At 63.2% G+C, this 11,806-nt stretch carries 10 protein-coding genes and 1 tRNA gene; 5 read left to right on the top strand and 6 right to left on the bottom strand.

What is annotated here, in order from left to right; genetic code table 11:
• Positions 1-199 precede the first annotated feature (199 nt).
• A complete protein-coding gene (locus tag NKJ18_RS10665; RefSeq protein WP_023687172.1) occupies positions 200-544 on the top strand; it encodes a VOC family protein in 345 nt (114 codons plus the stop codon).
• 110 nt (positions 545-654) lie between these two features.
• A tRNA-Gln gene (locus tag NKJ18_RS10660) sits at positions 655-729 on the top strand.
• A gap of 117 nt (positions 730-846) precedes the next feature.
• Here the strand turns inward: NKJ18_RS10660 and NKJ18_RS10655 are convergent.
• The 4 genes from NKJ18_RS10655 to NKJ18_RS10640 all read right to left on the bottom strand — a co-directional run bounded on the left by NKJ18_RS10655 (position 847) and on the right by NKJ18_RS10640 (position 7,325).
• Positions 847-1,155, bottom strand: coding sequence for a hypothetical protein (locus tag NKJ18_RS10655; protein ID WP_023670691.1), 309 nt, complete (start codon positions 1,153-1,155; stop codon positions 847-849).
• A 1,236-nt stretch (positions 1,156-2,391) separates the two neighbouring features.
• Positions 2,392-5,850 carry a chromosome segregation protein SMC gene (gene smc / locus NKJ18_RS10650; protein WP_352758199.1) on the bottom strand — a complete coding sequence of 1,153 codons (3,459 nt, stop codon included), beginning with the start codon at positions 5,848-5,850 and terminating at the stop codon, positions 2,392-2,394.
• A gap of 69 nt (positions 5,851-5,919) precedes the next feature.
• Positions 5,920-6,651 carry a DsbA family protein gene (locus NKJ18_RS10645; RefSeq protein WP_352758198.1) on the bottom strand — a complete coding sequence of 244 codons (732 nt, stop codon included), beginning with the start codon at positions 6,649-6,651 and terminating at the stop codon, positions 5,920-5,922.
• A gap of 167 nt (positions 6,652-6,818) precedes the next feature.
• Complete coding sequence (locus NKJ18_RS10640) at positions 6,819-7,325, bottom strand: DUF721 domain-containing protein (RefSeq protein WP_352758197.1); 507 nt, start codon at positions 7,323-7,325, stop codon at positions 6,819-6,821.
• A gap of 50 nt (positions 7,326-7,375) precedes the next feature.
• On the opposite strand from NKJ18_RS10640, the gene mutY reads away from it, so the two are divergent.
• Both mutY and NKJ18_RS10630 read left to right on the top strand, forming a co-directional pair.
• A complete protein-coding gene (gene mutY / locus NKJ18_RS10635; RefSeq protein WP_352673919.1) occupies positions 7,376-8,497 on the top strand; it encodes an A/G-specific adenine glycosylase in 1,122 nt (373 codons plus the stop codon).
• Positions 8,498-8,519: 22 nt separating this feature from the next.
• On the top strand, positions 8,520-9,131 hold the full coding sequence (locus NKJ18_RS10630) for an HAD family hydrolase (protein WP_023687166.1): 612 nt from the start codon (positions 8,520-8,522) through the stop codon (positions 9,129-9,131).
• Positions 9,132-9,350: 219 nt separating this feature from the next.
• Here NKJ18_RS10630 and NKJ18_RS10625 read toward each other — a convergent pair whose 3' ends face one another.
• Entirely contained in the window at positions 9,351-10,484 is a 1,134-nt protein-coding gene (locus tag NKJ18_RS10625) for a site-specific DNA-methyltransferase (protein ID WP_023687165.1), read from the bottom strand.
• A gap of 187 nt (positions 10,485-10,671) precedes the next feature.
• Here NKJ18_RS10625 and NKJ18_RS10620 point away from each other — a divergent pair, with 187 nt between their 5' ends.
• Positions 10,672-11,358, top strand: a complete 687-nt coding sequence (locus NKJ18_RS10620; protein WP_023685437.1) for an HAD family hydrolase — start codon at positions 10,672-10,674, stop codon at positions 11,356-11,358.
• A gap of 5 nt (positions 11,359-11,363) precedes the next feature.
• Here NKJ18_RS10620 and NKJ18_RS10615 read toward each other — a convergent pair whose 3' ends face one another.
• Complete coding sequence (locus tag NKJ18_RS10615) at positions 11,364-11,795, bottom strand: DUF1801 domain-containing protein (RefSeq protein ID WP_023830052.1); 432 nt, start codon at positions 11,793-11,795, stop codon at positions 11,364-11,366.
• Between the last annotated feature and the right edge of the window lie 11 nt (positions 11,796-11,806).

Below are 11,806 nucleotides of genomic sequence, written 5' to 3'. Positions count from 1 at the left end.
CGGAAGATTAGAACCCCGGGGCCAAGACCCGGTTCCCCCCGCGCTCCGACCCGAGCGTTATTATGCTGCAGTGCGAAAGGCAAGGCGTGGCCGGCCAGGCGCGCCAACTACAATCGATTAAGGAAAGCCGCATCAAAAAGACTTGCCGTATCGCTGCCCAAGATATAGAACATATAGGGAACAACTTGGGAGCAGCGTGATGAAACTCAACGGAAAACTCGACTATCTCGAACTGCCCGCGACCGGCGCGACGCTGGACAGCGTCAAGGCTTTCTACAGCGCCGCCTTCTCGTGGTCGTTCACCGATTACGGGCCGACCTATTCAGCCTTCGGCGAAGGGCTCGATGGCGGCTTCCAGGCCGATGCAGGCGAGGCTCCGGCGAAACCATTGCCGGTGCTCTATTCGCAGGATCTGGAAGCCACCCTCGACGTTGTCGAAAGCGCCGGCGGCACGATCGTCAAGCCGATATTCTCGTTCCCGGGCGGCAGGCGGTTCCATTTCACCGATCCCGCTGGCAACGAGTTGGCGGTCTGGGGCGAATAGCGCGTCCCCGCGCCAAGCGGTGGATCAGTTTTGCACAGTGGCCAACTCGGCATTGAGCTTTCGTGCCGCTCGTCCTATAAGGCCGCGCGCAGCGGGCAAAGCTCGTTTGCTGGGGCGTCGCCAAGTGGTAAGGCATCGGTTTTTGGTACCGACATTCCCAGGTTCGAATCCTGGCGCCCCAGCCAAATCACATGCCTTTGGAATCAATGATTTACCGACCTTGTCGATGGCTGCCGTCAGGAGCTATCTGACTCCCACGCGACCCCGACTCCGTTGACAGAGCCGGGGCCGTGCGGAGAGGATCAGTAATCGTTGTCGTCCTGGATGACGACGGGATGATGCCGATGATGTCGATAATAGCGATGATGGCTGCGCTCGATCGAGCCGGTCACGATGACCGTATCCCGGCGATGATGTCTGCGGCCGTGGTCGTAGAAGGCAACCGTGCCGTGTCTGCGGTGATGAAGGCGTTGACCCTGGTCATTGATGACCTTTACGCTCCTGTGATGATGTCGATGGTGGGTCGTGATGACCACGTCAGCTTCGGCTGCCGGAGCTATCGTCGGCATGGCAATGAACAGCGCCAAGGCGCTCACGATCATTGTTTTCATTGTAATATCTCCACCTGCTAATTATCCCTTCGCGGGGATAACCGCGTCCCATCCCTTTGGTTCCGAGTAGCGTCGTTGGTCCACGGGCGCGATCAGTGACGGCTGCTCCCGCGCAACACGGCGTGTGAAGGAAGGAATTGCGACAACAGCTCTTGTTGGCAACTTCTGGTAAAGGCGCTCTTTCAAGCCGACCACCAGGGTTACGCCTCTCGACAAAGGAGCGCTGCGCACGACCATTCTATGTCGTCGCGTTCGATCTCCTGATCTGTGACGGGAAACACTTGTCTTGCGAGGAGGACTGTCGGCACAACTTTTCAGATTTACGAGAATACGACCAATCAGGCCATCTTAGATCGCCTAAGTCGGGCGGTCTCAGATCCCGTAAGAAAGTGCAAGGTAAACCACCGGCGCCAAGATCAGCAGAACCGCGATTCCGATAACCACTGCGATTGCCAGGCGCTCTGTTCGCCTGACAAGCTCAGCGACCTTGTCGTCGTCAGCCGATGGTATGAGGTCAAGAACGGAAGAAACTTCCGCAGGACTGTCGTTGTCGTTTGCGGGTCGGGTGGCGCCGTCACGCACAGATCTCTGGACAAAGGTCACTGTCAGCCTCTCTATTGAACGAACACCGCTTGGCGGTGTCACGACGATCGGGTGCCCGCTAACCTCTCAGGAATGGCGGGCACCCGATTGACCACCGATGAAGGGACTCATGCTCGGCAGCCGGGTTCCAATGTATCGGGAAGGCATAGGTTGCCCGCCTTCGGGCCTATGGCTCCGACGTCAGGACTTCAGTCATACCCTGTTCGGACCTTGGTCTGGCAATCGACGAAGCGATGGCCGCCATTTTGTTTCGACGCAGAAAATGCGGGAACATTAGTAGGCTCTTACGAGTTCACTCCCAGCAACTAGTTCGGGAGAGATACGGTGAACAACATAATCTGGCTCATCGGAGCAGTCGTTATCGTGATTGCGATACTGAGCTTCCTGGGCTTCCGATAAACGTGGCAGCTGAATTGCGGTGGGAGCCTATTGCCATCTGCGCCTTGTAGGCATCGCTTTCGCGTTGGCCGGGCGCTTTGCATGTGGGCTTTGGCGTTCGCTCTCAGGTGGCGCTTAAATTCCTTCTCTTCGAACCTTACAGAATGCGCGTCGCAAGCAGGTCGCAAGGGCGACGGTCCTGTTGCAACAGTCGGATCGAGGCCATCGCCGACGAAATCAACAAAGCATGCTGCGTCAGCTCGCCTCGCGCATCGCCTCGGCGGCCTGCAGATCGACCGACACCAGTTGGCTGACGCCCTGCTCGGCCATGGTCACGCCGAACAGGCGGTTCATGCGCGCCATCGTGATCGGGTTGTGGGTGATGATGACGAAGCGCGTCTCGGTGGTCGCGGCCATTTCGTCCATAAGGTTGCAGAAGCGCTCGACATTGTGATCGTCGAGCGGCGCGTCGACTTCGTCGAGCACGCAGATCGGCGCCGGATTGGTCAGGAACACGGCAAAGATCAGCGACATCGCCGTCAGTGCCTGCTCGCCGCCGGACAGCAGCGTCATGGTCTGCGGCTTCTTGCCGGGCGGACGGGCCAGGATTTCGAGCCCGGCTTCGAGCGGGTCGTCGGATTCGATCAGCTGCAATTCGGCCGTGCCGCCACCGAACAGATGCGAGAACAGCCGCTGGAAATGGCCGTTGACCACCTCGAAAGCGGCAAGCAGCCGTTCGCGGCCTTCGCGGTTCAGGCTCTGGATCGCTTGCCTGAGCTTGCGGATCGCCTCGATGATGTCCTCGCGCTCGGAGACGATGGTCTCCAGCCGGTCCGACAATTCCTTCTGCTCTTCCTCGGCGCGCAGATTGACGGCGCCGAGCCGCTCGCGCTCAACCTTCAGCCGGTCGAGCTGGCGCTCGATCTCGGCCATTTCCGGCATCGGGCTGTCGGCTTCCAGGCCAGTATGGCGAATGACCAGATGCGGCGGCGTGTTCAGCGTTTCCTGGATGCGCGCCTCGACCTCGAGCCGGCGCTCGTCGGCGGCGGTCAATCGCTCTTCGGCGCGGACGCGGGTTTCGCGGGAATCGGCCAGCGACTGGATCGCCGCGGTGGCGGCCTTGTCCAGCTCGGCCTGGTTGTTCTCGGCCTCCTGCAAACGGTCGGCGGCCGCCTTGCGCAAGGTCTCGGCCTCGGTCAGCTGCGACAGCAGCGCGCGCCGCCTGGCGTCGATCTCGTCGGGGGCGTCGGCCAGCGTTTCGCGCTCGGCCTCGGCCTCGGCCCTGCGCTCGCCCAGCGAGGCAATCTGCGTCGAGGCGTTTTCGGCCCGCTGCAACCAGTTGCTGCGCTCGGCGCCGATGGCGTCGAGCCGGCGCGTGCGCGCCTCGGCTTCGCGGCGCAGGCCTTCATGGACGGCGCGCGCGTCGGCCAAGGTTGCGCGATCGCGGCTGACATTGGCGGCGGATTGTTCAAGCTGCAATTGCAGGTCGCCGAGATCGGGGGCGTCCTGCAGCAGCATTTCGGCCTCGGCGAAGGCGGCGGCCGTTTCTTCATGGCTGTCGACGATTCGCGCGCGCGCCTCGTCCAGGGCGGCGCGGCGGCTTGCCAGCTCGCCACCGGCCTTTTCGGCCTCGGCCAGCGCGCTGCGGGCGGCGTCCAGGCCGTGCTGGGCATCGCGCCCGGCCTGGCGCGCATTGCGTTCGGCCTCGCTCGCCTGGCGGAGTGCCTGTTCGGCCTGGGCAAGGGCGGCTTCGGCCTCGCGCATCATCTGCGTCGCCTGTACCGCCTCGGCATCGAGCTCGGCCAGCCGGTTCTTCTGCGCCAGCCTTTGCGCGGCCGCGGTCGGTGCATCGGCGCTGGCGGTCAGCCCGTCCCAGCGCCACAGCGCGCCGTCACGGCTGACCAGCCGCTGGCCGGGGGCAAGCAGCGTCTGAAGGCGTTTGCCGTCGGCGGCATCGACGATGCCGATCTGCGCCAACCGGCGGGCAAGCTGCGAAGGCGCGCGCACCACGCTGGCGAGGCTCTTGATGCCTTCCGGCAAGGCCGCATCGCCTGGTTGAACCTGGCTTTCGCCCCAATGCACCGGCGCGCTGCGGTCGAGCGGCACGTCGAGGTCCTCACCAAGCGCAGCGCCAAGCGCCGTCTCATAGCCACGTTCGACGCTGAGCTGCTCAAGCACCGACGGGAAAAGATCGCCGCTGGCGGCATTGAGGATCTTGGCCAGCGTGCGCGCTTCGGTCTCGATGCCGGCGAGCTCCGACCTGGCGTCCTGCAGCGGCGGACGAGCGGCACTCTCGGTGGCGCGCGCCTCGGCGACCGCCTGTTCGGCAGCAATGGCGCCGGCCTCCGCTTCCTCCAACCGGGCGAGCGCGTCCTCGACCAGAGCACGTTTTTCGGCCGGGTCAGGCAAGCCCGCAACCTTCGACACAATCTCGGACAATTCGCGGTCGACGTCGGCCAGCTGGCGGGCAAAGCGGTCGCGGCGTTCGGCGTTTTCGCGCAGCGTGCGTTCGATCTGATTGCGCGCGGCGGCGGCCTCCGCTCGTTCTGCGGTCAGCGCAGCGAGCTTTGCTTCGCTCTGCGACAGCGTTGCGCCGGCCTGCTCGAAAGCGGCCCGCGTCATGGCCTCGCGTTCGGCGGCGCCGGCATTTTCGGAGTTGAGCGTGGCTTCTTCCTCGCGCAGGCGCTCAAGAATATCCGCATTGTCGCGGACCATGCGCTCCTCGCGCGCGATGTCGCCGTCGAGCTGCTGCAGCCGGCGCTCGAGTTCGGCCTGGCGGGCGCGGATGCGGCCTGCCTCCTCCTCGATCTGCGCCTTGGCGATGGACAGGCGCTGGAAGGCGGCGGCAGCCGCGGCCTCGGCGTCACGCAGGTCCGGCAGCCGGTGGGCGCCGATGCCTTGCTCCCGGGCGGCAGCCATCTGGGCGGCGGCGCGGTCGCCGACCAGAGCTGTGGCAACCGCCAGCGCCGAACGCGCATCGCCCTCCTGGGTCTTGGCCAAAGTCCAGCGCAGATGCAAGAGCGTGGCTTCCGCCTTGCGGATATCGGCCGACAGGTTCTTGAAGCGCGATGCCTGGCGCGCCTGGCGCTTAAGGCTTTCGATCTGGCTCTCCAGTTCGCCGACGACATCGTCCAGCCGTTCCAGATTTTGTTCGGCCGCCTTCAGCCGAAGCTCGGCCTCGTGACGGCGCGTGTGCAGGCCGGAAATGCCGGCGGCCTCTTCGAGCAGCGCGCGGCGCGCCTGCGGCTTGGCCTGGATCAGTTCGCCGATGCGGCCCTGTCCGACCATGGAAGGCGAGCGCGCGCCGGTCGACTGGTCGGCGAACAGAAGCTGCACGTCCTTGGCGCGGGCTTCCTTGCCGTTGATGCGGTAGAGCGAGCCGGCTTCGCGCTCGATGCGGCGCGACACCTGCAATTCATCGGCGTCGTTGAAGGCGGCGGGCGCGGTCCGGTCGCTATTGTCGAGGAACAGCGTGACTTCGGCGGTGTTGCGGGCCGGGCGCGTTCCCGAGCCGGAAAAGATCACGTCGTCCATGCCGGACGCGCGCATGTTCTTGTATGAGCTTTCGCCCATCACCCAGCGCATCGCCTCGACAAGGTTCGACTTGCCGCAGCCATTCGGCCCGACAATGCCGGTCAGGCCGCGTTCGATGACGAACTCGCCGGGTTCGACGAAGGACTTGAAGCCGAGGAGGCGAAGGCGCGAAAACTTCATTCGCGCCTGCCTGGAAGGCACAAAGGTGCGCTGACGCCGAAGCGCAGTCGCTCCGGCGCCGCCTGGACGTCAGAGCAGAGGGTCGATGATGGCCGATATTTCCTCAATCGACATCGCACCTTTGTAGGTTTTCCCGTTGATGAAGAAGGTCGGCGTCGAGTCGACCTTGAATTCATCGGCGCCGCGCTTCTGGACCGATCTCACATCGTCCAGAAGTTTCTGGTCCGTCAAGCAGGCCTCGAAGGACTCCTGTGTAAAACCGGCGAGCTTGGAGATCTGCAGCAGCGCATCCTTGGTATTGTTGACGCCGACCCAGTTGGCCTGCTGCTTGAACAGCACATCGACCATCGGGAAATAATTGTCCTTCGAACAGCGCGCCAGCATGAAACCGGCCTCGGCGCTCGGATCGAACGGGAATTCGCGCAGGATGTAACGCGCCTTGCCGGTGTCGATGTACTTCGTCTTCAACTCAGGGAAGGTGGTCGCGGCGAAATGCGCACAATGCGGGCAGGTCATCGAGGCATATTCGACGATGGTGACCTTGGCGTCATCCTTGCCGAGCTGCTTGTCGGGCAAAGCGCCGGGCTTCAGCAGTTCGGCCATGTCGACATTGCCGGAAGACTCCGGGACCTTGACGGCGGCCGGAGTGGCAGGCGTCGAAGCCGGCATTGCGGGAGCCGCAGGCTTCACATCCGCTGCTTTGGCATCCTCGCCTGAATCGCTGCATGCGGCGAGCATAGCCACTGCCGGAATGACGGCCAGCGAAGACAGGAGGTTTCTGCGGGACAAGCTACGGTTCATGCGAATCACCTGACTGTGGTTTGATTTTGCAACGCAAAGGCTAGAAAAGGCGAGAGTTGGCGGGAATTAAGGCATCGCCGTCCCCATTCCAATCGCCAAACTCTACATGCAGGATCACGAATGCGCGAGATAGATGACGCGTTCATGACCGACTGATTACCGGTTGATTACCTTGGCCGCTTCCTTTGGCCAAGAATTGTGGCGCCAAGACGCTCCAGCGAGGCGCGCAAGCCTTCATCCTCGATCTTGCCGACGGTATCGGACAATTTGGTCTTTTCGACGGAAGTCAGTGCTCTCGGCGTCGGTTTCGGCCGGGCTTTGTCCCTCAGCACCGGCTTTTGCACGATCCGGATCCTGCCGATCGCGTTGAAGCCGAGAAAGGCATTGACGCGGTTGATGATCTCGCCGGTCTCGTGCTGTAGGTGCAGCGCGGCCATGCCTTCGCAGGCGATGACCAGCACCGCCGGCTCGAACGGATCGTCCTCATGCATGCGGCGCGGCCACTGGATTTTTTCGGGGCGCGAATGGCCGGCGAGCCTGGGGCCGGCGATCTCTTCCCATGACTGCACCAGCCCGATCGAAATGCCGGCCCGCTTGCGCAGCACGGGGTCGAGGATCGCGGTCGCGAGATCGCTCACCGGAACGGGATTGCCGTAAGGCGTTCTCCCTGCCATGTACGTTCTCCAGCCACGCTCCTCACCAGCCTAGAGCCAGCCCGCGATCAATGGCACTGCACGAACAGACCCGCAAGGCCGCATCCGGACCAACTCTATCAGGAGAGATCGCCGCGCGTCTGCTTGCCTGGTATGACGCGCACCATCGCGAACTGCCGTGGCGGATCACGCCGCGCGCGGCGGCCGGCGGTGCACGGCCGGACCCCTATCGCATCTGGCTGTCGGAAGTGATGCTGCAGCAGACCACGGTCGAAGCGGTAAAATCCTATTTTCGCGCCTTTGTCGAGAAATGGCCTGATGTGAAGGCGCTGGCGGCTGCGCCGGCCGAGGATGTGATGAAGGCCTGGGCCGGGCTCGGCTATTATTCACGGGCGCGCAACCTCAAGGCCTGCGCCGATCTGGTTGCGAGCCAGGGCGGCCGTTTTCCCGACAACGAAACGGGATTGAGGGAATTGCCGGGGATCGGCGCCTATACGGCGGCGGCGATCGCGGCGATCGCCTTCGACCGTCCGGCGGCGGTCGTCGACGGCAATGTCGAACGTGTCATCTCGCGGCTCTATTCGATCGCAACGCCGCTCAGCGAGGCAAAGCCTGAAATCCGCGCGCTCGTCGAAAGACTGGTTCCGCAGACAAGGCCGGGCGACTTCGCCCAGGCAATGATGGACCTCGGCGCCACGATCTGCACGCCAAGACGGCCGCGCTGCATGCTGTGCCCGGTGCGCGAGGATTGCAGCGCCATCCTGTCCGGCGACCCCGAGCGCTTTCCGGTCCGCCTGCCCAAGGTCGACAAACCACTCAGGCGGGGTGCCGCCTTCGTCGCCGAGCGCGGCGACGGCGCCATCCTGTTGCGCAAGCGGCCTGACAAGGGCCTGCTCGGCGGCATGACCGAGGTGCCGACCACAGGTTGGACAGCACGGATCGACGGCGCAACCACTTCGGAGGCAGCGCCGTTCGCTGCGGACTGGCGGCGCGCCGGAGAGATCGCGCATGTCTTCACCCATTTCGCGCTCGAGCTCGAAGTTTTTCACGCTCAAGTGAAAAGTGAGGCGCCGGAAGGGCATTTCTGGTCGCTGGCCCATGACATTTCCGGAGAAGCGTTGCCGACGGTCATGAAAAAGGTCATCGAAGCAGCGATACCGGGCGCGACCAAAAAACACCGCCCGATTGACTAGCATTCGCTTTGAAAGGCCAGAAATGACTGAAATCCGCCACATCGTGTTCGACATCGGCCGCGTCTTGCTCCACTACGATCCGAACATTCCGTTCAGCCGCCTCATTCCCGATGCCGAAGAGCGCAAGTGGTTCTTCGACAATGTCTGCACGCATGACTGGAACATCGAGCAGGACCGTGGCCGGACGTGGGAAGAGGCCGAAGCGCTGCTGATCGCGGATTACCCGGATCATGCTGAAAACATTCGCAATTTCCGACGCTATTGGAACGACATGGTGCCGCATGCCTATGAGGACAGCGTCGCCATCATGCTCGGCCTGATCGAGAGCGGCCACGACGTGACCATGCTGACCAATTTCGCCGCCGACACGCTTGCCGAGGCAAGACTGCGCTTCGACTTCCTCAGCCGCCCGCGCGGCGTGACCGTGTCGGCCGATATCCGTGAGATCAAGCCCGACCGCGCCATCTACGACCATCACGTCGCCGCGTTCGGTCTCGAACCGTCAGCCACGCTGTTCATCGACGACAGCCCCAGAAATGTCGATGGCGCCAGGGCCGCCGGCTGGCAGTCGGTGCTGTTCACGGATGCAAAAACGCTGCGGGCAGATCTTGCGGGGTATGGGATCGCGGTGTGAATGCGCGGAGGGCCGAAGTAACGCTCTACGGCGCCCCCCTCTGGCCTGCCGGCCATCTCCCCCTCAAGCGGGGAGATCAGCAGCCGCTGCGGCCGTTCTCACCTTGCAAGATCAAAAATTGGCGAAAGCGTTGATGACAGCAATCTCCCCCCTTGAGGGGGAGATGCCCGGCAGGGCAGAGGGGGGCCGTCGTAGAGCGCCGAATTTAAACCTTGAATCTCAAGCCCCTGCGCGCTCCATACCGAGCCTGGCGATGCGGCGCAGTTCGTCGATCGGGGTCAGGCCGCCCGAGCGCTCATAGTGCCAGAAGGTCCAGCCGTTGCAGGCGTCCAGGCCCTGCACTTCGGCGCCGATCTTGTGGATCGAGCCGGCGCTGTCACCGATGGCAACCGTGCCGTCGGCGCGTACCTTGGCCGACCAGCGCTTCTTGGCATCGTAAAGCGTGGCGCCGGGCTGCATAAGCCCGGTATCGATGAGGCTGACAAAGGCGACGCGCGGCTCGGCGCGCTTGCCGGTGAGCACGGCGAGATCGGCGCTTTCCAGCGGCCGCACCGCATCGATGCGCTCATTGGCGGCGTCGATATAGGCCTGTTCGCGCTCGATGCCGACGAAATGGCGGCCAAGCCGCTTGGCCACGGCGCCGGTGGTGCCGGAGCCGAAAAACGGGTCGAGCACGATGTCGCCCGGCTTGGTCGAGGCCATCATGATGCGGGCGAGCAGCGCTTCCGGCTTCTGCGTCGGATGCAGCTTGTCGCCATTGTCGTTCTTCAGCCGCTCGCCGCCAGTGCAGATCGGGAACAGCCAGTCGGAGCGCATCTGGATGTCGTCGTTCGATGCCTTCATGGCTTCGTAATTGAAGGTATAGCCCTTGCCCTTCTGGTCGCGCGAAGCCCAGATCATGGTCTCATGCGCGTTCTGGAAGCGGCGACCGCGGAAATTCGGCATAGGGTTGGTCTTGCGCCAGACGACATCGTTGAGGATCCAGAAGCCGAGATCCTGCATCTTGGCGCCGACGCGGAAGATGTTGTGGTAGGAGCCGATAACCCAGATGGTGCCATTCGGCTTCAGCACGCGGCGTGCCGCCAGGAGCCAGGCGCGGGTGAAGGCGTCATAGGCCTCGAAACTCTCGAACTGGTCCCAGTCATCGTCGACGGCGTCGACCTTGGACTGGTCGGGCCGGTGCAAATCGCCGTCGAGCTGCAGATTGTAAGGCGGATCGGCGAAGATGACGTCGATGGATTTTTCCGGCAGCCGGTCGAGCGCGGCGACACAATCGCCCTTGAGGATCGTGTCCAGCCACTCGGATTGCTGGGGGGCGTGGGAGAGGTCGGCGAGAAGACGCACGGCAGACATTTTTACACCCAAGGCACGCGTTACTGTTTACTCCCCGTTATGGTTACCGATCAGCGTAAATATTCGGTGAAGGACGCAACGGTCTAGGCAGCCCTGACGTCGTCAATTTGCGCAGCCCGGCCCGTTGGTGTATGTCGCGCCGCTTGAGCCTTGCCGGGCCTCCATCACCCTCCTCGTTCGGATTGCCATGCCCCAGCCAGATCTTGTCATCTTCGATTGCGACGGCGTGCTCGTCGATTCCGAAATCATCGCAGCCCGCGTCGAGGCCGAATTGCTGACCTTGGCCGGATATGAAATTTCGGCTGAGGAATACGCCGAAACCTATGCCGGACTGACCTTCAAGGACATCATGATGCGGGTCGAGCAAAAATCCGCCATCCCGTTCCAGGCCTCGATGATCGACCGGGCCGAAGAGCTGGTCGACCGCAAACTGCGCAGCGACGTGCGCGCCATCGACGGCGTGCGCGAGGCGGTCGCGGCGGTGACCGCGCCGCGCTGCGTCTGCTCGAACTCACGCTTGGAGCGGATCGAGTTCATGCTGGAGAAAGTGGGCCTGCTGCCGTTCTTCGCCGGCCGGATTTTTTCAGCGCTGGAAATACCAAGCAAGAAAACCAAGCCCGCGCCGGATGTGTTCCTGATTGCGGCGGAGCAACTCAACGCCAATCCGGCAAACACCTTCGTCATCGAGGATTCGGTGCACGGCGTCACCGGCGCCAGGGCCGCCGGCATGCGCGTGATCGGCTTCACCGGCGCCGCGCACAGCTATCCCGGCCATGCCGATGTGCTGACCGAAGCCGGAGCCGAAACCGTCATCCGCCGCTGGGCCGAACTGAAAAGTGTGATTGCCGCTCTGTCGGAGTGGTCGGACGCCTGAACCGATCAGTCCTTGGCTTTGGCCGATTTGGCCGGTTTCTTCTTTGCCCTGTTGTAGGCAATCGCGGCACGGACGAGCGCTTTCAGCGCATCCGCATCGATCTCGTCGCCCTCCGACACATCGATGGCGCGCCACACCTTGCCGTTGAGCCCGTTGTTGAACAGCCTGTCGGGATCCGGCAGGTTGGCGCCGTGGGAAAAGGTCAGCTTCACCTTGTCCTTGTGGGCGTTGCCGACGGCGATCATGCCGTCGCGCGACCATACCGGGCTGCCCATCCACTTCCACTCCTCGATGATTTCCGGATCGGCATCGAGGATGGTCTTGCGCAGGCTGGCCAACGTCTTGCCCCGCCAATCGTCCAGCTCCCGGATTCGGGCATCTATCCGCTCGGAGGCAGAGGCGCCTCCCTCGTCCTTGCTCGACATACTGGTCTTCATGGTCTGCCTCC

It is taken from the genome of Mesorhizobium sp. M0217 (assembly GCF_040321955.1).
In the GTDB taxonomy this organism is placed as follows: domain Bacteria; phylum Pseudomonadota; class Alphaproteobacteria; order Rhizobiales; family Rhizobiaceae; genus Mesorhizobium.
The sequence above is the reverse complement of the archived record's forward strand: the minus strand, read 5'-3'. Positions and strand labels throughout refer to the sequence as shown.